Annotated in this window: 22 protein-coding genes; 9 read left to right on the plus strand and 13 right to left on the minus strand. The window is 71.3% G+C overall.

Going from position 1 to position 21,877, the window contains the following annotated elements:
* Positions 1–2 precede the first annotated feature (2 nt).
* Both ITJ68_RS11850 and ITJ68_RS11855 read right to left on the minus strand, forming a co-directional pair.
* Positions 3–944 carry a 2-deoxy-5-keto-D-gluconate 6-phosphate aldolase domain-containing protein gene (locus tag ITJ68_RS11850; protein WP_194661479.1) on the minus strand — a complete coding sequence of 314 codons (942 nt, stop codon included), beginning with the start codon at positions 942–944 and terminating at the stop codon, positions 3–5.
* A gap of 81 nt (positions 945–1,025) precedes the next feature.
* Positions 1,026–2,171 (minus strand): glycerol dehydrogenase, encoded by a 1,146-nt coding sequence (locus ITJ68_RS11855; protein WP_194661480.1) that lies wholly within the window; start codon positions 2,169–2,171, stop codon positions 1,026–1,028.
* A gap of 114 nt (positions 2,172–2,285) precedes the next feature.
* On the opposite strand from ITJ68_RS11855, the gene ITJ68_RS11860 reads away from it, so the two are divergent.
* Positions 2,286–3,179, plus strand: a complete 894-nt coding sequence (locus ITJ68_RS11860; RefSeq protein ID WP_194661481.1) for a neutral zinc metallopeptidase — start codon at positions 2,286–2,288, stop codon at positions 3,177–3,179.
* Between the two features lie 413 nt (positions 3,180–3,592).
* Here the strand turns inward: ITJ68_RS11860 and ITJ68_RS11865 are convergent, their stop codons facing one another.
* On the minus strand, positions 3,593–4,540 hold the full coding sequence (locus ITJ68_RS11865; RefSeq protein WP_194661482.1) for a DsbA family protein: 948 nt from the start codon (positions 4,538–4,540) through the stop codon (positions 3,593–3,595).
* A 263-nt stretch (positions 4,541–4,803) separates the two neighbouring features.
* On the opposite strand from ITJ68_RS11865, the gene ITJ68_RS11870 reads away from it, so the two are divergent.
* Complete coding sequence (locus ITJ68_RS11870; protein WP_194661483.1) at positions 4,804–5,904, plus strand: ABC transporter ATP-binding protein; 1,101 nt, start codon at positions 4,804–4,806, stop codon at positions 5,902–5,904.
* 135 nt (positions 5,905–6,039) lie between these two features.
* On the plus strand, positions 6,040–7,350 hold the full coding sequence (locus tag ITJ68_RS11875; protein WP_194661484.1) for a DUF4032 domain-containing protein: 1,311 nt from the start codon (positions 6,040–6,042) through the stop codon (positions 7,348–7,350).
* A 498-nt stretch (positions 7,351–7,848) separates the two neighbouring features.
* Here the strand turns inward: ITJ68_RS11875 and rlmB are convergent, their stop codons facing one another.
* Genes rlmB through ITJ68_RS11895 form a run of 4 tightly spaced genes read right to left on the minus strand, consistent with a single transcriptional unit; the run spans position 7,849 to position 12,133 of the window.
* Positions 7,849–8,859, minus strand: a complete 1,011-nt coding sequence (rlmB, locus tag ITJ68_RS11880; protein ID WP_194661485.1) for a 23S rRNA (guanosine(2251)-2'-O)-methyltransferase RlmB — start codon at positions 8,857–8,859, stop codon at positions 7,849–7,851.
* 60 nt (positions 8,860–8,919) lie between these two features.
* Positions 8,920–10,329 (minus strand): cysteine--tRNA ligase, encoded by a 1,410-nt coding sequence (gene cysS / locus ITJ68_RS11885; protein ID WP_194661486.1) that lies wholly within the window; start codon positions 10,327–10,329, stop codon positions 8,920–8,922.
* A gap of 32 nt (positions 10,330–10,361) precedes the next feature.
* A complete protein-coding gene (ispD, locus tag ITJ68_RS11890) occupies positions 10,362–11,627 on the minus strand; it encodes a 2-C-methyl-D-erythritol 4-phosphate cytidylyltransferase (RefSeq protein WP_194661487.1) in 1,266 nt (421 codons plus the stop codon).
* Between the two features lie 23 nt (positions 11,628–11,650).
* Positions 11,651–12,133, minus strand: a complete 483-nt coding sequence (locus ITJ68_RS11895) for a CarD family transcriptional regulator (protein ID WP_017888066.1) — start codon at positions 12,131–12,133, stop codon at positions 11,651–11,653.
* Between the two features lie 163 nt (positions 12,134–12,296).
* On the opposite strand from ITJ68_RS11895, the gene ITJ68_RS11900 reads away from it, so the two are divergent.
* Positions 12,297–12,950 (plus strand): hypothetical protein, encoded by a 654-nt coding sequence (locus ITJ68_RS11900; protein WP_194661488.1) that lies wholly within the window; start codon positions 12,297–12,299, stop codon positions 12,948–12,950.
* A gap of 109 nt (positions 12,951–13,059) precedes the next feature.
* On the opposite strand, the gene ITJ68_RS11905 is transcribed toward ITJ68_RS11900, so the two are convergent.
* Both ITJ68_RS11905 and ITJ68_RS11910 read right to left on the minus strand, forming a co-directional pair.
* Positions 13,060–13,740, minus strand: a complete 681-nt coding sequence (locus tag ITJ68_RS11905; RefSeq protein ID WP_071273435.1) for a response regulator transcription factor — start codon at positions 13,738–13,740, stop codon at positions 13,060–13,062.
* On the minus strand, positions 13,737–14,903 hold the full coding sequence (locus ITJ68_RS11910) for a sensor histidine kinase (RefSeq protein WP_194661489.1): 1,167 nt from the start codon (positions 14,901–14,903) through the stop codon (positions 13,737–13,739). Before ITJ68_RS11910 ends, ITJ68_RS11905 begins: the two co-directional genes overlap by 4 nt.
* Positions 14,904–15,060: 157 nt before the next feature.
* On the opposite strand from ITJ68_RS11910, the gene phoU reads away from it, so the two are divergent.
* Together phoU and ITJ68_RS11920 are read left to right on the plus strand one after the other, a co-directional pair.
* Entirely contained in the window at positions 15,061–15,726 is a 666-nt protein-coding gene (gene phoU / locus ITJ68_RS11915) for a phosphate signaling complex protein PhoU (RefSeq protein ID WP_194661490.1), read from the plus strand.
* A gap of 83 nt (positions 15,727–15,809) precedes the next feature.
* On the plus strand, positions 15,810–16,349 hold the full coding sequence (locus ITJ68_RS11920; protein ID WP_194661491.1) for an AAA family ATPase: 540 nt from the start codon (positions 15,810–15,812) through the stop codon (positions 16,347–16,349).
* 76 nt (positions 16,350–16,425) lie between these two features.
* Here ITJ68_RS11920 and ITJ68_RS11925 read toward each other — a convergent pair whose 3' ends face one another.
* The gene (locus tag ITJ68_RS11925; RefSeq protein WP_194661492.1) at positions 16,426–17,172 is read right to left on the minus strand and encodes a phosphoglyceromutase; all 747 of its coding nucleotides are present in this window, start codon (positions 17,170–17,172) and stop codon (positions 16,426–16,428) included.
* A 43-nt stretch (positions 17,173–17,215) separates the two neighbouring features.
* Between ITJ68_RS11925 and ITJ68_RS11930 the strand changes: the two genes are divergently transcribed.
* Complete coding sequence (locus ITJ68_RS11930; RefSeq protein ID WP_194661493.1) at positions 17,216–17,989, plus strand: class I SAM-dependent methyltransferase; 774 nt, start codon at positions 17,216–17,218, stop codon at positions 17,987–17,989.
* Between the two features lie 137 nt (positions 17,990–18,126).
* On the opposite strand, the gene ITJ68_RS11935 is transcribed toward ITJ68_RS11930, so the two are convergent.
* The 3 genes from ITJ68_RS11935 to ITJ68_RS11945 form a co-directional block, all read right to left on the minus strand.
* Positions 18,127–19,194, minus strand: coding sequence for a YgfZ/GcvT domain-containing protein (locus tag ITJ68_RS11935; protein WP_194661494.1), 1,068 nt, complete (start codon positions 19,192–19,194; stop codon positions 18,127–18,129).
* Positions 19,194–19,814, minus strand: coding sequence for an FABP family protein (locus ITJ68_RS11940; protein ID WP_194661495.1), 621 nt, complete (start codon positions 19,812–19,814; stop codon positions 19,194–19,196). Before ITJ68_RS11940 ends, ITJ68_RS11935 begins: the two co-directional genes overlap by 1 nt.
* A gap of 136 nt (positions 19,815–19,950) precedes the next feature.
* Positions 19,951–20,232, minus strand: a complete 282-nt coding sequence (locus ITJ68_RS11945) for a hypothetical protein (RefSeq protein WP_194661496.1) — start codon at positions 20,230–20,232, stop codon at positions 19,951–19,953.
* Positions 20,233–20,317: 85 nt separating this feature from the next.
* Here ITJ68_RS11945 and ITJ68_RS11950 point away from each other — a divergent pair, with 85 nt between their 5' ends.
* The gene (locus ITJ68_RS11950; protein ID WP_194661497.1) at positions 20,318–21,001 is read left to right on the plus strand and encodes a response regulator transcription factor; all 684 of its coding nucleotides are present in this window, start codon (positions 20,318–20,320) and stop codon (positions 20,999–21,001) included.
* 2 nt (positions 21,002–21,003) lie between these two features.
* Positions 21,004–21,843 (plus strand): mycothiol synthase, encoded by an 840-nt coding sequence (gene mshD, locus ITJ68_RS11955; protein ID WP_194661498.1) that lies wholly within the window; start codon positions 21,004–21,006, stop codon positions 21,841–21,843.
* The last annotated feature ends 34 nt before the right edge of the window (positions 21,844–21,877 follow it).

The raw sequence follows: 21,877 nt of genomic DNA on the forward strand, positions 1-21,877 counted from the left end.
GGTCAGATGCCGCCGGCGTCCACACCGTCCTCGACGTCACCGCGGGCCTCGAGCCAGGTGTCGACGAAGTGGCGGTAGTTCGCCGCGATGAGGCCTTCTGCCGCCTCGGTGTCGAGGCCCTCGTGCACCACGTCCTCGAGCGGCTCCTCCCAGTTGCTCCGGCCGATCGCGAACCCGACGAAGCCGTCGACCGGTGCCGCGGTGCGCAGCCAGTGGTCGAGCTGCTCCTCGGGGGCGTCGCGGCCGAGGACGATGCACTGCACCGAGTCGCGGCCGTCACGGCGGGCGGTCGCGACGACGCGCTCGGCGTCCTCGGAGCGGTCGAGGCCCTCGAGCTTCCAGACGTCGGCCTCGACCCCGTGGTCCTGCAGGTACTCGAGCACCTGCACGACGAGGTCCGGGCGGAGGTCGAGGTCGTAGTCCTCGACCGATGCCTTCTGCTCGTCGGTGCCGGGGACGAGCAGTTCGACGAGGAACGGGCGGCCGGCGTCGCGCAGGGCCGTGGCGACCTCGGCGAGGTCCGACGCCTGCTGCGCCCGGGGCTCGGCGTCGTACGCGGGGTTGTCGCGGACGAGCACCTTCACCCAGTCCGGGTCGAAGGAGTCGACGTGCGCCATCCAGTCGTCGCCGTACTCGAGCTCGAACCACTCGCGCCCCGACCGCTCGATCGGCATCGCGAGCTGCAGGCCGGCCTCCTTGACCAGACGGGCGACGTCGGCACCGTAGAGCTCGTCGACGAGCACGCCCGTCCGCTCGCGGGACGCACCGGCGGCGAGCGCCGTCAGGACCCCGCGGTAGACGAGCTGCTTGCCGGCGCGCACCCGTGCGGACTCGGCCTCGTCGGCCGGTTCACCGCCGGACTCGTCGTAGGTGTGCTCGAGCAGCGACGAGCGCTGGTCCATCGCGAGCAGGAACAGGGGGTGACGTTCATCGAGCTTCGGCATGGTCCCGTCCTACTCCCCGTTCCGTCAGCGCCGCCTCGGTCCGTCCGTGCTGACTCGTTCCGTCAGTACTGACTCGTTCCGTCAGTGCTTCGCGACGTACCGCTCGGGCTCGGGCAGCCCGTGCGCGGCGCGGATGCTCCGGCTGAGGCCCTCGATCGCGATCAGCGCGTCGACGACCAGGTCCGGGGTCACGGGGAACGGCATGTTGTGGATGGTCTCGCTCTCCACCGTGGCGGCGTCGGCGACCGCGCGGAGCACGTCGGTGTCCTCGACCGTGAGCCCGATCTCGGTGAGCGTGTTCGGCAGACCGACCCGGGTCGTGAAGACGACGAAGTCCTCGATCTCCGCTGCGGGCGCCCCTTCCATCACGAGCTGCGCGAGCGTGCCGATGTTGACCTTCTGCCCGTGCGCCAGGCCGTGCGCCTGCGGGGCCGCGGTCAGGCCGTTGTGGATCGCGTGCGCGGCCGCCAGCCCACCGGACTCGAACCCGAGGCCGGACAGCAGGGTGTTCGCCTCGACGACCTTCTCCAGCGCGGGGGTGACGACCTTCGCCTTCACGGCCTCGATCGCCTGCAGGGCGTTGTCGTGCAGCAGGTCCCAGGACAGCTGCGCCAGGGCGACGCCCGTCTCGGTCTGACGTCCGCCCGCCATCGTGTCGGCGTTCGCGCGCTTGGCGGCCCGGGCCTCGACCCAGGTGGCCAGGGCGTCACCGATGCCGGCGACGAGGAACTGGACCGGGGCATTCGCGACGAGCTGCGTGTCGATGAGCACGAGGTCCGGGTTGTGCGGGAAGAAGCGGTACTCGATGAACTCGCCCTCCTCGGAGTAGATCACCGCGAGCGCCGAGGTCGGGGCGTCGGTCGAGGCCGCGGTCGGCACGCTCGCCCACCGGACGTCGGCCAGGTGCCCGGAGGCCTTGGCGGCGTCGATCGCCGACCCGCCGCCGAGGCCCACCACGACGTCGGACCCGGTGGCACGGATGCGCTCGACCAGCGCGTCCACGGCTGCCGGCGTCGCGAACCGGCCGAAGCCGACACGCTCGACGGGGAGCCCGGCGGCCTCGAAGCTCTCGGTGACGGCGGACTCGACGATGCCCCACACGACGTCGTCGGCGACGATGAGCGGACGGGAGCCGACCGGGGCGACGAACTCCCCGACGCGGGTGATCGCACCGCGTCCCTGCACGTAGCGGGCGGGGCTCATCACGGTGGTGATGGGGGTGGCCATGGCTGTTCCTTCCGTCGTGGGCGCCCGTCGTTGTGCGACAGGTGTCGGCTGGTCCCGACACGGCCGACGGTACGCCGCGCACCACAACGCCCGGTGATCCGTACATTCGTCAGCATGACGTTCAACGACGACTCCCGACTGCAGGGCGGCAAGGTCAAGCGCCGCGGACGGACGACGACCGCTGTGGCCGGTGGCGGGGTCGGGGTCGCGGTCCTGGTGTTCCTCATCGCGCAGTTCACCGGCTTCGACCTCAGCGGCGTCGTCGGTGGCGACGGCGGACTCACCCAGATCCAGGGCGGCGGAGCGACGGCCGAACCGGTGACCGAGTGCCGCACCGGCCGCGACGCGAACGCCGACGTCGACTGCCGCATGGAGGGCGCCGCCGAGTCCCTCGACGCCTACTGGACGGCGGAGAGCCGGCAGCTCGGCGTCTCCTACACGACCCCGGACTTCTACCTGTTCGACGGCTCGACGGACACCGCGTGCGGCACGGCCTCGGCGTCGACGGGCCCGTTCTACTGCCCGCCGGACCGCGCGCTCTACCTCGACACCGCGTTCTACGACGACCTGCAGTCGAAGTACGGCTCCTCGGGCGGTCCGCTCGCGCAGATGTACGTCGTCGCCCACGAGTGGGGCCACCACGTGCAGCAGCTCCAGGGCACCTTCGCCGACACCGACCGCAGCGGCACCGGGGCGTCCTCAGGCAGCGTCCGCGTCGAACTGCAGGCCGACTGCTACGCCGGCGCGTGGGTGGGGAACGCCGCGTCGACGGAGTCCGCCAACGGCCAGACCTTCTTCGAGCCGTTCACCCGCGCGCAGATCGCGGACGCCCTGTCGGCCGCCAGCGCCGTGGGCGACGACAGCATCCAGGAGCGCTCGAGCGGACACGTCGACCCGGACTCCTTCACGCACGGGTCGAGCGAGCAGCGGCAGCGCTGGTTCGAGCGCGGCTACGAGCAGGGCGCGCTGACCTGCGACACGCTCAGCATCCCCGGCTCGTCCCTCTAGCCCCGCTCACCGGGCGGGAACGCCTGGAGGCCCGTCACCCGGCCGCCGGACCGGTCGCAGACCGTCGTGGGCCGACCGGTCGCAACTCCCCGCTCACATCCGCCGACCGGTCGTAGACCGTCAGCCGGGGCGGCGCGCGGCGACGGCCTCTGGCCGCTCGGCGCGCATCCGACGGGGTGTCGTGACCGCTCGGCGAGCCCCGCTCACCGGGCGGGACCGCCTGGAGGCCCGTCACCCGGCCGCCGGACCGGCACCGGGCCTCCAGGCGGTCGCGTCCACCGCGGCACACGGTCCACCGAGCGGTCAGGACTCCCCGCTCACGTCCGCCGACGGGTCACCGATCGTCGGTCGCATCGACGCGGAGCGACGGTCAGTGGCCGCTCGGCATGCACCACGCGGGGTGTCGTGACCGGTCAGGAAGCGGAGGCTGAGGCGGAAGCCGACGCCGACGCCGACGGGGTGGGCGTGGGGGTCGGCGTCTGCTCGCCGGACCCGGCCACGGTGATCACGAACGTGCGGAACTCCTCGTTCGTGAACGGCTGCGAGTACTCGTACTGCTGCCCGTTCACGAGGACGAGCGGCGTTCCCGGGAAGTCCTTCAGGGATGACCCGGCGATGTCCCCGCCCGACACCGCCGTGGTGCGCTCGTCGACCCACTTGCCGTAGCGCTGGTCGTCGATGCACTTCGCGATCGTCGACTTCGCCTCGATGCCGCGGACCCCGCCGACGACCTTCTTCAGCTGCGCGTCGGTGAGCCCGGGGGTGTTCTCCTCCGGCTGGGCGGCGAAGAGCGCCCGGTTGACGGCGAAGAACTGGTCCGGCGAGGACTGCGCGACGCAGGCGGCGGCGTTGGCCGCGCGGAGCGAGTACTTCGTGCCCTGCGAGCGGTTGGCGAGGATGGCGATCGGGTGGATGTCCACCGTGGCCACCCCTGACTCGACCAGGCCCTCGATGTAGTCGCTGTTCGCCTTCTCGAACTGGCCGCAGAACGGGCAGAGGTAGTCGACGTACATGGTGATCCGGACCGGCTCCGCACCGGCCGAGGCGCTGGTCGACGCGCTCGGCGACGAGGACGCGCTCGAACCGGTCTCGGACACGGGCGTCATGCCCTGGGCGATCGTGATCCCGCCCTGGGGCATCGACGACGGACCGGGGCCAGCCGGCTTGGTGGAGTCGAGGAGGACGAGCGTCACGACCGTCGCCGCGGCGAGCAGGACGACGCCGAGGCCGACCTGCAGCCCGAGGCGGACTCCGCGCTGGCGTCGCTTCTGCTGGAGACGGGCCTTGGCGGCGCGTTCCCGGGCGGCTGCTCGGCGCTGGTTCCGCTCGGCGCGGGCATCACCCTCGGGGCGGTTCGTCATGACGAAGGGTTCCTCCTGATCAGGGCCCGCTCGCGCTCACCCCCGCAGGCGGACAGACCCGTCGATCGTAGTGGGGCGCTCTGGGAACCGCCCAATCAGCCCTGGGAGTGTGCCGATGAGCCCCGAAAGGGTGGCGCGGGGGTCTGTACTCGTGCTTGTATGAGCCCGATGGTCGACGACGACCATCCGGGGCCCTCACGGGCGTACCGCTTCACTCGGATCGTCCGGCACGTACCTGCCGGTGGAGAAAGGACCGAACGCTCATGGCGTCCGTCACCTATGACAAGGCAACCCGTCTGTACCCCGGAGGCAACCGCCCCGCGGTGGACTCCCTCGACCTGGACGTCGCTGACGGCGAGTTCCTCGTCCTCGTCGGCCCGTCGGGCTGTGGCAAGTCGACCTCGCTCCGCATGCTCGCGGGGCTCGAGGAGGTGAACTCCGGCGCGATCCGCATCGGCGACCGCGACGTCACCGACGTCCCGCCGAAGGACCGCGACATCGCGATGGTCTTCCAGAACTACGCGCTGTACCCGCACATGACCGTCGCCGAGAACATGGGCTTCGCGCTCAAGATCGCCGGCGTCGGCAAGGAAGAGCGCGCCACCCGCGTGCAGGAAGCCGCCAAGCTCCTCGACCTCGAGCAGTACCTCGGCCGCAAGCCGAAGGCGCTCTCCGGTGGTCAGCGTCAGCGCGTCGCGATGGGCCGTGCGATCGTCCGTCAGCCGCAGGTGTTCCTCATGGACGAGCCGCTGTCGAACCTCGACGCCAAGCTCCGCGTCCAGACGCGCACCCAGATCGCGTCGCTGCAGCGTCGTCTCGGCGTCACGACCGTCTACGTCACGCACGACCAGACCGAGGCGCTGACCATGGGCGACCGCATCGCGGTGCTCAAGGACGGCATCCTGCAGCAGGTCGGCACCCCGCGTGACCTCTACGAGAAGCCGAACAACGTCTTCGTCGCCGGCTTCATCGGTTCGCCCGCGATGAACCTGCTCCCCGCCAACGTGCTCGAAGGCGGCATCAGCTTCGGTTCGCTCAACCACCCGGTCGACCGCGACACGCTCGGCAACGCGCGCTCGAAGCAGATCACCGTGGGCGTCCGTCCCGAAGACGTCGTCGTCTCGCACGGTGGCGAAGGCCTCCCGGTCACGGTCGACGTCATCGAAGAGCTCGGCGCCGACGGCTACCTCTACGGTCACGCTGACGTCAACGGCACGCGCACCGACATCGTCACCCGCGTCGACGGCCGCAACCACCCGTCGATCGGCGACACGATCGTCATCAGCCCGAAGCAGGGCCACGTCCACATGTTCGACTCCGAGTCGGGCGACCGCCTCGACGACAAGGCCGTCATCAGCGCCTGATCCACAGCACCACCCCGGGAGCCCGCGCCCGCCTCACAAGGGCGGGTGGCGGGCTCCCGTCGTTCCGTCCCCGGGACGCACGCAGACCCGATGACGCGCACCGTGCCTCCCGTCCGAGCACCCGAAGGAACCACCGTGCCCGACTCGTTGTCCATCACCGCAGCCACCGTCGACCCCGGACTGCTCGACCTGCCGTGGGACCTGCCGCTCGACGCCTGGCCCGACGACACGATCGTCGCGCTGCCGAAGGGCATCTCGCGGCACCTGGTCCGCTTCGTGCACCTCAGCGGGTACGTCGTCGCGGTGAAGGAGACCGGCGAGGAGATCGCCCGCTCCGAGTACGAGATGCTCCGCACCCTGCAGCGGATGGACGTCCCGTGCGTGGACCCGGTCGCCGTCATCACGAACCGCGTCAGCGCGGACGGCGAGCCCCTGCACCCCGCGCTCGTCACCCGGCACCTCCGCTTCTCGCTCCCCTACCGGGCGCTGTACTCACAGACGCTCCGGCCGGAGACCGCCACGCGACTCGTCGACGCCCTCGCGCTGCTGCTGGTCCGGCTGCACATCATCGGCTTCTACTGGGGCGACGTCTCCCTGTCGAACACGTTGTTCCGCCGCGACGCCGGCTCGTTCGCCGCCTACCTCGTCGACGCGGAGACCGGCAAGCTCTACCCGGGCGGCCTGTCGAACGGGCAGCGCGAGAACGACCTCGAGGTCGCGCGCGTGAACATCGCCGGCGAGCTCCTCGACCTCGAAGCCGGCGGCCGGCTCGACGAGAACGCCGACGCCGTGGACGTCTCGAACCGGATCGTCGCCCAGTACCGGACGCTCTGGAAGGAGCTCACCGGCACCGAGCAGTTCGACGCCAAGGAACGCTGGCGCATCAACGACCGCGTCGAACGCCTCAACGCGCTGGGCTTCGACATCGAGGAGCTCTCGATCAACACGGCCGCCGGCGGTGACCAGGTGCGCATCCAGCCGAAGGTCGTCGACGCCGGGCACCACCAGCGACGCCTGCTCCGCCTCACCGGGCTCGACGCCGGCGAGAACCAGGCCCGACGCCTGCTCAACGACCTCGACGCCTACCGCGCGCGGAACGGTCGCGGGGAGCTCGACGAGGAGATGGTCGCGCACGAGTGGGTCTCCCGCGTCTTCGAGCCCGTCGTCCGGGCGATCCCGCGTGACCTCCGCGGTCGGCTCGAACCCGCCGAGGTCTTCCACGAGCTGCTCGAGCACCGCTGGTTCATGTCGCAGCAGGAGGAGCGCTCCGTCTCCCTGCCCGAGGCCACGACCGCGTACATCAACGACGTGCTCCGCCACCGCCGTGACGAGCGTCTGCTGATCAACCCGCCGACGTCCTCCATCACCGTGCCGATCCCGCTCGTCGACGCCGACGGTGACGTGGACGAGGACGACGAGGCCGAGGACTGGCGCGCCACCGTCTGACCGGTCACGACACCCCGCTCAGGTCCGTCGACCGGCCACACGTCGTCGTCCGGAGCGTCGCGCAGCGACGGCGCGTGCCCACTCGGCGGAACGCCGACGGGGAGTCCTGACCACGCGGCGCTGCGCGCGCGGGGTCTCGTGACCACTCGGCGGTGCGCCCGCGGAGAGTCCTGACCAGTCGGCCCGGCGCAGTGCGATGCGACCGCCTGGAGGCCCGGCGCCGGTCCCGCAGACCGGCACCGGGCCTCCAGGCGGTCGCGTCACCGGAAGCTGGCTGCTGACCGGTCACGACACCCCGCTCAGGTCAGCCGACCGGTCACACGTCGTCGTCCGGAGCGTCGCGCAGCGACGGCGCGCGACCACTCGGCGGAACGCCGACGGGGAGTCGCGACCACTCGACCCCACCCCTCCACCCCCAACATGGGATCGCACTCCGTGTCGCCTCACCCGACGGGGTGACGACACGAAGTGCGATCTGAAGGGGCTGGCGCGCCGCGCCTAGCCGTTGCGACGGCGGCGGGCGACCTCCCACAGGGTGACGCTCGCGGCGATGCCGGCGTTGAGGGACTCCGTGGCGGACGAGATCGGGATGGAGACGATCGCGTCGCAGGTCTCGGTGACCAGGCGGGACAGGCCCTTGCCCTCGGAACCGACCACGATCACGATCGGGCGGTCGGCGAGCTGCAGGGCGTCGAGCTCCACGTCCCCGTCACCGTCGAGCCCGAGCACGAAGAGGCCCATCGACTTCAGCGACTTCAGCGTCTGCGTCAGGTTCGGGGCCATCGCGACGGGGGTGCGGGCAGCGGCACCGGCGGAGGTCTTCCACGCCGAGGCCGTCACGCCGACCGACCGACGCTGCGGCACGATGACGCCGTGACCGCCGAACGCCGCGGTGGAGCGGATGATCGCGCCGAGGTTGCGGGGGTCGGTGATGCCGTCGAGGGCGACCAGCAGCGGGACCTGGTCGCGGGAGAACGCACGCTCGACGATGTCCTCGGCCACGGAGTACTCGTACGCGGGGACCTTGAGCGCGACGCCCTGGTGCACGCTGTCGTGCCCGGTGATGCGGTCGAGCTCGGGGCGCATCATCTCGATGATCGGCACACCGCGGTGGTTCGCCAGCGTCAGGATCTCCTTGACGCGGTCGTCGACCTCGATGCGGGTGGCGACGTAGAGCGTCGTCGACGGGGTCTTGGTGCGGAGGGCCTCGAGCACCGAGTTGCGGCCGGTGACCAGCTCGGAGTCGTCGGTCTTGCGCTGCGGCGGACGACCGGTGCGACCCTGGGGCGTGCTGGACGCGCCGTGCCGACCGCGGGCGGCCTCGAAGCGGTCCTTCGCGGCCTTCCGCTTGCCGGCGGGGTGGTACGGGCGGTCCTCGGCCTTGGGCGTGGGCTTGCGGCCTTCGAGCGCCTGGGCGCCCTGGCCGCCGGAGCCGACCTGCTTGTTGCCCTTGCGCCCGGAGCGCACGGCACCGGGTCGGCCCTTCTTGTTCCCCGAGACGTTCTTCATGGTCTGCTCCTTCAGCGCCGCGTGAGCGACTTCGGTGCCGCTCGTGGCGGCGGTGCGTCGCTAGGCGATGCTCCAACGTGGTCCGGACGAGGTGTCCTCGATCGTGATGCCCGCAGCGGCGAGGTCGTCGCGCACGCGGTCGGCTGTGGCGAAGTCCCGCGCGGCCCTGGCGTCCGAACGCTCCTGCACGAGGCGTTCGACGAGGGCGGCGAGCGGTGCGGCAGAGGTGTCCTGACCGGCGCCGGACCAGTGAGACGCTCGCGGGTCGATGCCGAGCACCTCCACCATCGCAGCCACCTGATGGTACGCGGTCCCGAGCGCATCCGCATCGTCCGTGTCGAGCGCGGCGTTCCCGGCGCGGACGGTCTCGTGCAGGACGGCCAGGGCCTGGGGCACCGCGAGGTCGTCGTCCATCGCGTCGGCGAAGGCCTCGGGCACCCCGGGGGCGTCCCGCAGCGAGACGCCTTCGAGTCGCGTGGCTGCCCGGTCGAGGAACCCGGCGATGCGGTCGAGCGCGGCCTCGGCCTCGGCCAGGGAGCCGTCGCTGTGGTCGATCGTCGAGCGGTAGTGGGCAGCGCCGAGGGCGTAGCGCACGACGACGGCGGGCGCGGATGCGAGCAGGTCGGCTGCGAACACGGAGTTGCCGAGCGACTTCGACATCTTCTGGCCGCCGACCGACACCAGGCCGTTGTGCAGCCAGTACGACGCGAACGGGTCGCCGGCTGCCGTCGACTGCGCCAGTTCGTTCTCGTGGTGCGGGAAGCGCAGGTCGAGGCCGCCGCCGTGGATGTCGAACGCCGGGCCCAGGTAGCGCCGGGACATCGCGGAGCACTCGATGTGCCACCCGGGGCGACCGGCACCCCACGGGGAGTCCCACGACGCGGTGGCGGGCTCGCCGGCCTTGGCGCCCTTCCAGAGGGCGAAGTCGCGGGCGTCGCGCTTGCCGCGGGGGTCGGCGTCGGTGGCGTCGACCATGTCCTCGCGGCGCTGCCGGGTCAGCTCGCCGTACGACGCCCAGCTGCCGGTGTCGAAGTAGACGTCACCGGAGTCGTCGGCCGCGGGGTAGGCGTGGCCCCGTTCGACGAGCCGCGCGATGATGTCCTGCATCTCCGGGATGCTGGCGGTGGCACGGGGTTCGTAGGTCGGCGGGAGGATGCCGAGCGCGGCGTACCCGGCGCTGAACTCGAGCTCGACGCGGTACGCCCGCGCCCACCAGGGCTCGTCGGTGCCGGCGGCCAGGTCGAGCACCTTGTCGTCGATGTCCGTGACGTTGCGGACGAGCGTCACGCGGTAGCCACGGTGCGTCAGCCAGCGGCGCCAGATGTCGTACACCAGGGCGGAACGCAGGTGTCCGACGTGCGGCGACGACTGCACCGTCGGACCGCAGACGTACATGCTGACCTGTCCGTCGACCAGGGGGACGAGGTCGACGACGTCTGCGGCACGGGAGTCGTAGAGGCGAACGGTCACGGCACAACCCTAATCGGCGGGGCGCTGGGGTTTCAGGCCCGGTGGACGACTGCCGTCGCGATCGCGGCCAGCCCCTCGCCACGACCGGTGAACCCGAGGCCGTCCGTCGTCGTGCCGGAGACCGCGACGGGGGCACCGACGACGGAGGCGAGCGCGTCCTGCATCTCGTCGCGCCGGGCACCGATCCGCGGGCGGTTGCCGATGACCTGCACGGTGACGCGCTCGGGGCGCAGGCCCACGGACGCCAGTGCCTCGACCGCGCCGCGGACGAAGACGTCCCCGGTGGCGCCGGCGTAGGCGGGGTCGGACGTGCCGAACCGGCTGCCGATGTCACCGAGCCCGCCGGCGGAGAGCAGCGCGTCACACACCGCGTGCGCGACCGCGTCACCGTCGCTGTGACCGGCCAGGCCGGGATCACCGGGGAAGTCGAGCAGGCCGACCCGGCACGGCGCAGCGGCGTCGAACGCGTGCACGTCCATGCCGAGCCCGACCCGGAACGCAGACCCGTCGGACGAAGCACCAGGACCAGAACCGGGACCAGGACCAGGCCCAGGCCCAGGCCCAGGACCAGGACCAGCACCAGCACCAGCGGCGACGACCGCCTCGGCCCGCCGCAGGTCCCACGCCGTCGTGATCTTGAACGCGTCCGCATCCCCGGGCACGAACCGCACGGTGCCGCCGGCGGCCTGGAACACCCCGGCGTCGTCGGTCTCGGACTGCCTCGACGCCGCGTAGGCCGCCCGCAGCTCGGACACCGGGAAGCCCTGCGGGGTCTGCACCCCGACGAGCGACGAGCGGTCGACGGTCTCGACCACGACGTCACCCGACACGCGCTTGACGGTGTCCGTGACCGGCAGCGCCGGGATGATCCCGCACCCGTGCTGCGCCACCGCGTCGAAGACGGCCTCGAACTGCGACGCCGGCGTCAGGCAACGGGCGGCGTCGTGCACGAGCACCCACTGCACCGACGACGGCAGCGCGGCGAGCCCGGCCTGCACGGACGCGTGCCGGTCGACCCCGCCGGTGACGACCGCCGTGTACCCGGAGGCGACCCCGGCGACGTCATGGACGACCTCGCGGCACCGCTCCAGCAGGGCGGCGGGCGCGACGACGACCACGAACACGGGCTCGGCGAGCGTGAACAGCGGGTCGAGCGCCCGCGCCAGCATCACCCGTCCGGCGACGGGCACGAACGCCTTCGCCGTGCCGAGGCCGAGTCGTGTGCCGGACCCTGCCGCAACGACGACGACCGCCCGGACTGGATCAGTCCGGGCGGTCGTCGTGGAGTGCTGTGTCACTGCGACGTCAGGTCATCGCGTCGTCAGGACGCGAGGACCTCGTCGAGGACGGTCGATGCCTTGTCCTCGTCCGTCTTCTCAGCGAGCGCGAGCTCGGAGATCAGGATCTGACGGGCCTTGGCGAGCATCCGCTTCTCACCCGCCGAGAGACCACGGTCCTGGTCGCGGCGCCACAGGTCGCGAACGACCTCCGACACCTTGATGACGTCACCGGAAGCGAGCTTCTCGAGGTTCGCCTTGTAGCGGCGAGACCAGTTGGTGGGCTCTTCCGTGAACGGTGCACGCAGCACTTCGAAGACCTTGTCGAGGCCTTCCTTGCCGATCACATCGCGGACGCCGACCAGGTCGACATTGTCTGCCGGCACCTCGATCGTGAGGTCACCCTGCGTGACACGCAGTTTCAGGTAGACCTTTTCCTCGCCCTTGATGACTCGCGTCTTGACTTCAGAGATGGTTGCCGCCCCGTGATGGGGATAGACGACGGTCTCGCCGACCTCGAATTGCATGTATCAAGCTCCGTTCCGCAACGCACAGTTTACCACAAGGGGTTCTCGGGTAAGAGGCCCCGAACGGCGAGCACTGCGGGTCCCCGGTAGGATGGACGGGCGTCGGGCCGATCGGCCGACGCATCGTGATCTTCGGAGGAATCTCTTGCGAGCTCGGGTACTCGTGTCCGTCGCCGTTGCGGCAACCATCGCGATCGGGGCCACCGGCTGCGCGTTCTTCACGCCGCAGGACACCAAGACGATCAAGCAGATCACCGACGGGGTGAACGTCACCGCCGGCAAGATCGATGTCCGCAACGCGCTGCTCATCTCGGACAGCGGTGACGACGCCCGCTTCGTCGGCACGCTCGTCAACAACAGCGACTCGGACGACATCACCGTCTCGATGGAGCTCGCCGGCGACACCCAGACCGTCGAGGTCCCGGCCAACAGCCGCGTCGACCTCGCCCAGTCGTCGACCGGCACGGATGAGTCCGAGTCGAGCGTCCAGACGGGCGAGGACACCCAGGGCACGCAGGTCGTCGACTCCAGGGAAGTCGTGTTCTCCGACGCGAAGGCGACGCCCGGCTCGCTCGTGAAGGTCTACTTCTCCTCCCCCGGCACCGAGGGCGTCTCGGCGAGCGTCCCCGTGCTCACCAGTGCACAGGAGGAGTACCAGACCCTCGCGCCGAGCCCCAGCCCCAGCTCGACCCCGTCGGCCACCTCGACGTCCCCGTCCGACAGCGGCGCGAAGTCGGACGGCGAATCCGCCGTCCCCGGCACGCAGCCGACCGACTCGCAGACCGACTCGTCCGAGGGCGACAACGGCACCAACTGACGCTGACGGGTCCGGCGCACGCCGCGCTCGCACCGCAACGCACTGGAGGCCCGGTGCCGGTCCCTGGGACCGGCACCGGGCCTCCAGTGCGTTGCGTCGTCCTGCGGACTCAGGCCTCGATGCGGTACCCGAGACCGCGGACGGTCACCAGGACCTCGGGGGCCGACGGCACCCGCTCGATCTTCGAGCGGATGCGCTTGATGTGCACGTCGAGGGTCTTCGTGTCGCCGAAGTAGTCGGAGCCCCACACGCGGTCGATGAGCTGCCCGCGGGTCAGCACGCGGCCGGCGTTGCGGAGCAGCAGCTCGAGGAGCTCGAACTCCTTGAGGGGCATCGGGGTCTCGGAGCCGTCGACCGACACCGTGTGGCGTTCGACGTCCATCCGGATGCCACCGACCTGCAGGATGCCGCTCTCGGCCGGGTCGTCCTCGGTGCGACGACGGAGGACCGCCCGCATCCGCGCGAGGAGCTCCCGCGTCGAGTACGGCTTCGTGACGTAGTCGTCGGCGCCGAGCTCCAGCCCGACGACGATGTCCACCTCCGAGTCCTTCGCGGTGAGCATGATGATGGGCGCGTTCGACCTGGTGCGGATCTGCCGGCAGACCTCGGTGCCGGACAGGCCCGGCAGCATGAGGTCCAGGAGCACGAGGTCGGGGTTCTCCGCGTCGAACTTCGACAGCGCGGTCACGCCGTCCGCGGCGACGGCGGTCTCGTACCCCTCGCGCTGGAGCAGGAACTCCAGGGGTTCGCTCAGGGCCGGCTCGTCGTCGACGATGAGGATCTTGGTCACGATGGCTGCTCTTCCAGTTGCTCTTCGAGTGCTGAGGTCAGTTCGGTGTCCGCCTCGGGCAGGCGGATCGTGAAGGTCGAGCCCTTGCCGGGCTGCGACCACACGCGCACGTCACCACCGTGGTTGCCGATGACGTGCTTGACGATCGCGAGCCCGAGGCCGGTGCCTCCGGTGGCGCGCGATCGTGCGGGGTCGACGCGGTAGAAGCGTTCGAACACCCGGTCGAGGTCCGCCTCGGGGATGCCGACGCCCTGGTCGGTCACCGCGATCTCGACGAACCCCTTGCTGCTCCGGACACCGACGCCCACGCGGGTGTTGTCCGGGGAGTACTTGACGGCGTTGGCGATGAGGTTCGACACCGCCACCTGCAGGAGCGCCGGGCTGCCCATCACCCGGAGCTTCGACTTCTTCGCGCGGACCAGCTCGATGCCCCTGGCCCGTGCGACGACCTCGTTGCCGTCGATCGCCGCCTGCACGACCTTGTCGATGGAGGTCTCCTCGCTGGCCTCGAGCGTGTCCACGGACTGCAGTCGGGACAGCTCGATGATGTCCTTCGTCAGGGCACCGAGCCGCTCGGCCTCGGTGAGGAGCTGTCCCGCGAACTTCCGCACGTGCACCGGGTCGTCGGAGGCGGCGAGGAGCGTCTCCGAGAGCAGGCCGATCGCGCCGATCGGGGTCTTCAGCTCGTGCGAGATGTTCGCGACGAAGTCCCGACGGACCTCGTCGATGCGCCGGGACTCGGTGAGGTCGTCCGCGGTCACGAGCACGTAGCGGTTCCCGAGCTGGGCGGCCCGGAAGCTGAGGTAGCCGACCAGTTCGCCACGACGGCCGCGCGGGAGCTCCATGTCCTCCGAGCCCATCTCGCCGCTCGCACGGACGCGGTCGACCAGGTCGAGGAGTTCCCGGTGCACGAGTCGTCGGCGGACGACCAGACCGACGGTGAGTGCCTGCGGTGAGGCGGCGACCACCGTGTTCGACGGGTCGACCACCACGGCCGGGTTGTGCATGGTGGCGATGACCGCCGCGACGCCGTCCGGCAGGGTGCGCTCGGCGACGTCGGCTGCCCGTGCCGTGCGCTCGGCGGTGATGATCAGTCCGACGACTCCCGCGCCGAACACCCCGCCGAGGAGCATCGACAGTGGCACGAGCCACGCGTTGTCCATGCCGTCAGTGTAGGAGTGGTCATGCGCGGTTCCGACACCGTTCACCGCCGTTCGCTGGCCTTCACGCGCAGGATCGCGAAGCGTTCAGTCCCAGGTCACCGTTCGTTCACCTGGGCTGACGACACTCCACCGGTACGCATCAGAGAGGTCTTCCCCCATGCGCGAAGTGTTCCAGCAGGAGCTCCAGGACGTCCAAGAGCGTCTGACCGAGATCGCCGGGCTCGTCGAGTCCGCCATCACCCGAGCCACGGAGGCGTTCACCGAGTCGGACGTCGCCCTCGCCGAAGAGGTGATCGCCGACGACGCGAAGATCGACGAGGCAGCACAGAACCTCGACGAGGTCGCCATCGACATCCTGGCGCGCCAGGCCCCCGTCGCCCGCGACCTCCGCGTCGTGGTGACCGCCCTCCGGGTCAGCTCGTCGCTCGAGCGCATGGGCGACATGGCCGAGCACATCGCCCAGCTCGCCCGCCAGCGCTTCCCCGAGAAGGTCGTCCCGAAGGGCCTCCGCGGCACCTTCAAGAAGATGGGCCAGCACGACGTCGCGATGGCGCAGAAGCTGACGCGCCTGCTCGCCACCGAGGACATCCAGCTCGCCGAGGAGATCCGCGACGAGGACGACGCCGTCGACGAGCTGCACGCCAGCGTCTTCGACTTCGTGCTCGGCGAGGCCTGGAAGGGCGGCCCGGTCGACACCGTCGACGCCACCCTCGCGTCCCGCTACCACGAGCGCTTCGCCGACCACGCCGTCTCGATCGCGAAGAAGGTGCAGTACCTGGCGACGGGCGACTGGGCCGGCGCGAGCTCCAGCACCACCGTCTGAGGCACCTCGAGGAACGGCCGGCCCCGCGGGGTCGGCCGTTCCTGCGTCCGACGGAGCCGGGCCCGTCTGGGAGGATCGACGACATGGCCCAGGTCGCGATCATCGTCAACGGCATGCCCGCCTCGGGCAAGAGCACCATCGGCACGGCACTCGCCGAGGTCCTCGGCTGCCCGTTCCTGTCGAAGGACCGGGTCAAGGAACCGCTGGCGGACGTCGTCGGCCCGATGATCGCGTCGCGCCCGCTCGGCGGCATCGCGATGGACACCGTCTGGGCGATGGCCGGGGCGGTCGAGAACGGGGTCGTCGTCGACGCCGTCTGGCTGCGGTCGCGTGACCGCGCCTTCCTGGAGGCCGGGCTCGCCTCCGCAGGGTCGCCGCGCGCCGTCGAGGTCTGGTGCCACGTCGACGCGGAGACCGCCAGGGAGCGGCTGGCGGACCGGTACGACCCCGGTTCGCCGGTGCGGCACGAGGTGCACGGCGACCTGGCGGACGTCCTGGCGTTCTGGGACGAGCACGGCGCCGACGCCGGTCCGACCGGGCTGCTCCCCGTCGTCACGGTCGACACCACGAAGCCGTACGACGTCGGTCAGCTCGTGCAGGAGATCGCCGCGCACTTCGGCTGACACACCACCGAGCCGTCGAACGAACGAACGCCCCGCCTGACCCAGGCGGGGCGTTCGTCGTCGTGTCGGCGTGTGGCTACTTCTTCGCGCCCTGGGCAGCGACCGCGGCGGCACCGGCAGCGGCGGCCTCGGGGTCGAGGTAGCGCGAGGGCCCGGTCGGACGGTGCTCGTCGTCGAGCTCGTACACGAGCGGGATGCCCGTCGGGATGTTCAGCCCGGCGATGTCGTCGTCGGAGATGCCGTCGAGGTGCTTCACGAGCGCCCGCAGCGAGTTGCCGTGCGCGGTCACCAGGACGGTCTTGCCCGCGGCGAGGTCCTTCGTGATGTCCGACTCCCAGTACGGCAGCAGGCGGTCGATCACGAGCTTCAGCGACTCGGTGCGGGGCAGGTCCGCGCCGAGGTCGGCGTAGCGGCGGTCACCGTGCTGGGACCACTCGGCGTCGTCGGCGATGGGGGGCGGCGGGACGTCGAACGAGCGGCGCCACTCCATGAACTTGACCTCGCCGTACTCCTCGAGCGTCTGGGCCTTGTCCTTGCCCTGCAGGTCGCCGTAGTGGCGCTCGTTGAGACGCCAGTCGCGCTTCACGGGGAGCCAGGCGAGGTCGGCCTCGAGCAGGGCGATGTCCGCGGTCTGGATCGCCCGGGTCAGGAGCGAGGTGTACAGGACGTCGGGGACGATGCCGGACTCGGCGATGAGCTCGCCGGCGCGCTTCGCCTCCTTCTCGCCCAGCTCGGAGAGCCGGACGTCGACCCAACCGGTGAACAGGTTCTTCTGGTTCCAGTCACTGTTGCCGTGACGGAGCAGGACGAGCGTGGAGGTCATGCTCCGATCCTACCGAGCGTCGCCGTCCCCGTACCCTGGTCGCATGCCCATCGGGAACGTCACGCGCGGCACGACCGGGTACAACCGGCTCCGTCGCGTCGACCGGTGGATCGCGACGCTCCCGGCACTCCGGCGGAGCACCGACCCCCTGGTCGCGGACGTCGGCTACGGCGCGAGCCCGACGACCACCCTGGAGCTCCGGGACCGTCTGGTGTCCGTCCGGCCGGACGTCGAGGTCACCGGCATCGAGATCGAGCCGTCCCGCGTGGCCCTGGCGAACGCCGGCACCCGCGACGGCGTGACGTTCCGGCTCGGTGGCTTCGAGACCCCGACGCCCGACGGTCGGCGGCCCGCGGTGATCCGGGCGTTCAACGTGCTGCGGCAGTACGACGAGTCCGAGGTCGTGGCCTCGTGGCGGGTCATGCAGGACCGTCTGCAGCCGGGCGGGGCGCTCGTGGAGGGCACCTGCAACGAGGTCGGCCGGGTGGCGTCCTGGGTGACGCTCGACGAGCACGAGCCGCGGACCTTCACGGTGTCCCTGCGGCTGGCCGACCTCGACGTGCCGAGCATCGTCGCGGAACGCCTGCCGAAGGCGCTCATCCACCGCAACGTCCCCGGGGAGCGCGTGCACGCGTTCCTGCGCGACCTGGACCTGGCGTGGGCCGTCGCCGCACCGCTCGGCACGTACGGGCCCAGGCAGCGCTGGCTCGCCGCGGTCGCCGGCATGCGGGACCGCGGGTGGCCGGTGCTGCACGGCCCGACGCGGTGGCGGCTCGGGGAGCTCAGCGTCCCGTGGTCAGCGGTCGCGCCCGCCTGAGGGCAGGCCCGACGGGCCCGACGGGCAGGCCCGACGGGGCCGACAGGGCCCGCAGGACACCGGTGTTCGTGCGCCGCGCCGCGGACGTCCTCGGCGCCACTGCTGAACACCGGTGTTTCGGGGGGCGGCGGCGGGGGCTAGGAGCGCTTGACCGCGCCGAGCCGGGGCAGCCGCGGCACGTTCGCCGTCGCACCCGCGCCCGGCGGGACGATGGTCTCCTGCGCTGCCGTCACGACGACGTCGTCCGCGGTGAGGGTGAGGACGGCGGTCGGGTCGAGCGAGCGCTTCACGATGGCGAGCCCGACGGGGCCGAGCTCGTGGTGCACGGCCGACGCGGCGAGCCGACCGACCTCGGTGCCGTCGAGCGTGACCGGGGTGCCGGGAGCGGGCAGCACGGCGTCCGAGCCGTCGAGGTGCAGCATCACGACCCGACGCGGCGGGTGCCCGAGGTTGTGGACCTTGGCGACGGTCTCCTGCCCGCGGTAGCAGCCCTTGCTCAGGTGCACGGCGGAGCGGAGCCAGTCGAGTTCGTGCGGGATCGTCCGCTCGTCGACGTCGCGGAGCGAGGGGCGCCAGGCGGCGATGCGCAGGGCCTCCACCGCGAGGAGCCCCGCGGCGGGCCGGTCGGACGCGGCCAGGGCGGCAGCGGCGTCCGAGGTGAGCACCGCGATCCGCAGCGTCCAGTCGGAGCCGGGGTGGGCCTCCAGGCTGGCGTAGCCCCACCCGCCGGGCGCGACGACGCTCCACGGGTCGACCCACTCGACGACTGCGTCGGTGACGGCGCCCGTGTCGGTGAAGGACCCGACGGTGACGAACTCGGCGCTGCGGTCGGCGACCTCGACCCGGAGCATGAACCGCATCGACGTCAGCCACGCAGCGAGCGGGGCGGCGTCGGCGGGCTCGGTGAGGAGCCAGGTGGTCTCGCCGTCGTCCACGACGCGGGCGGCGTGCTCGACCCGACCCGAGGCGTCCAGCACGAGCGTCTCGGTGCTGACACTCGGCGCCAGGCCGAGGAGCAGCTGCGACGTGATCGAGTTGAGCCAGGACAGGCGGTCGGGACCGGTGACGGTGACCACACCCAGGCCGAGCTCGACCACGGCGGTGCCACGCTCCAGCAGCCGCTGCTCGCCCAGGGGGTTGCCGAAGTGGGCGGCCGGGCCCTCCGCGGACGCGACGAAGCCGTCACGCGCGGCGAAGACGGCCATCAGTCGACCTTCGCGAGCTGCCCCGAGGCGTGCGAGGTGAGTCCCTGGCCGAGCGCGGCGATGTCCCACGCCCAGAAGAGCTTGCCCTCGACCAGCCCGTACAGGCGGGTGGCCGCGGAGTACTCCTTGGCGTTGGCCGAGCGCATCACGGCGTCGGTGGCGAGGTCGATGCGGCCCTTGCGGACCTGCCCGACGTAGAGCTCGTTGACGCCGGTGGGGTGGATGATCATGGCCTCGACGTCGAAGCCGTCGTTCGCGTTGCGGAGCGCCTCGACGCTCTGCGTGGTCGTGAACGGCGCGTTCCCCTCGCCCATGAGCATCGCCGGGCCGCGGTCACCCGGCTCGGACGGACGGTCCAGGCGCCAGTAGCCCATCTCGGCGGCCAGCGGCGTGTGCTGCTCGTCGAGGAGCCACGTGGTGGACGTGTAGTTGAGGTACGGCAGGCCGTCGTGGCTGAAGCTCACGCGCTGGCCGAACTCGTACGAGCGGACCTCTGGTTCCTCGTCGTCGCCGGACGGTTCGCCGATCGGGTACTCGACCACGCCGGTGCCCTCCCAGACGCCGACGAGCCAGGAGAGCGGGACGAGTTCAGCGGCCAGGCCCTCCGGCAGTTCGATCAACGCTGACCCTTGAACAGCTTCACGACGACGGTCACCGAGATGAACGCGATCGCGAGCGACGCCAGGCCGAGGAGGCCCACGTAGAAGAGCTCGAGCGCAAGCAGCGAATCCATGCCAGGAGTCTACGCGGCCAGGCTCAACGTGCCAGGAGCACCACGGCGGTCACGAGCACGACGACGAACGAACCCGAGGACGCGATGCTGATCCGCTCGACCAGGCCGTCCTTGGTCGCGGTGATGAGCTGCAGCACGAAGCTGACCATCACCGACGCCACGAACACGAGCAGCAGCCACGCGAAGGAGTCCCGCTCGCTCAGCGTCAGGACGAGCACGGCTCCGACGATCGTCAGCAGCCAGACGGGCAGCACCGACGTCAGCTGCAGGCGGCGCTGGTCGGCGGGCGGGACGGGCTCGGTCACGTCCCCATCATGACAGGCGCGGTCAGGGCGGCGTGTCGAGCATCACTAGGATGTCTCCACGACGTCTTCCCGCTCTGGAGGTCCTGTGGCACAGCTCCTGGTACTCACTTCGGCTGCGCCCGGCGACGTCCTGCCGGCCCTCGGCCTCCTGAGCCACCGGATCCGCCACGTGCCGGCGGAGGCCTCGCACCTGGTCAACGCCCCACAGAGCGACCTGATGTTCGTGGACGCCCGCACCGATCTGGTCAGTGCGAAGGCCCTGTGCAAGATCCTCGCCACGTCCGGCTCGACGACGCCCATCGTGCTCGTCGTGACCGAGGGTGGCCTGACCGCGGTCACGAGCGAGTGGAACGTCGACGACGTCGTGCTCGAGACCGCCGGCCCCGCCGAGGTCGACGCCCGCATCCGCCTGAGCTCCGGCCGGGCCGCCAAGAACCAGACGGGCTCGAAGATCCAGGCCTCCGGGGTCGTCATCGACGAGGCCAGCTACTCGGCCAAGGTCCGCGGCAAGCCGCTCGACCTCACCTTCAAGGAGTTCGAGCTCCTGCGGTTCTTCGCCACGCACCCGTCGCGGGTGTTCACGCGCGAACAGCTCCTCAGCGAGGTCTGGGGCTACGACTACTTCGGTGGCACCCGCACGGTCGACGTGCACGTCCGTCGCCTGCGCGCCAAGCTCGGCGACCTCGAGTCGCTCATCGGCACCGTCCGCAACGTCGGGTACCGCTTCAACGTGTACGAGGACGAAGCCGACCGCCTGATGGGGCAGTAGTCGTGCCCGACCTTGGTGCCTTCGTCGTCCCCGACGAGCCGCCGCCCTTCTCCGACCAGACCCTGGTCGACGTGCGCGCCGGCCGTGCCGTCGTGCTCGAGGAGCCCGACGGGGTCGCAGCCGGACCCGACGGGGTCGCAGCCGGACCCGACGGGGTCGCGGTCGTGCGTGAGGGCGAGCTGGAACTCGTCGTCCGCCGGGAGGCCCGTGGCCATGGCACCGGGACTCGTCTCGTCGAGCGGGCGCTCGCGCTGGGCGGCGGGGCCGCACCGCGGCTGGCCTGGGCGCACGGCGACAGCCCGGCGGCGCGGGCCATCGCCACCCGGTACGGCTGGGCCCCCACGAGGACCCTGCTGCAGCTCCGCGCGCCGGTGCCGACCACCGGGGCAGAACTCGGCCTCCCGACCGGGTCCACCCTGGCCGCCTTCCGGCCGGGCACCGACGAGGCGGACTGGCTCGCGCTGAACGCCGCGGCCTTCGCGTCCCACCCGGAGCAGGGGTCGATGACGATGGACGACCTGCTCGCGCGTGAGGCCGAGCCGTGGTTCGACCCCGCTGACCTGGTGCTGCTGCGGGACGCCTCCGGCGGGCTCGCGGGGTCGTGCTGGCTCAAGGTCGAGGACGGCATCGGCGAGTTCTACGCCGTCGCCGTGCGCCCGGACCTGCAGGGACAGGGTCTCGGGGGCGTGCTCATGCGCGCGGGGTCTGCCCGGTTGGTCGGACGGGGACTCGCCGCCCAGGCGCTCTACGTCGAGGGCGACAACGAGCCCGCGCTGGCGCTGTACCGACGGTCCGGGTTCACGCAGCACGCGATCGACGTGCAGTACGCCGCGCCGGCCTGACCTCCTCCACAGCAGCCCCGTTCACCGCGCGTTC

Origin of the sequence: Curtobacterium sp. VKM Ac-1395 (genome assembly GCF_015350975.1) — a bacterium.
Classification (GTDB): Bacteria; Actinomycetota; Actinomycetes; order Actinomycetales; family Microbacteriaceae; genus Curtobacterium.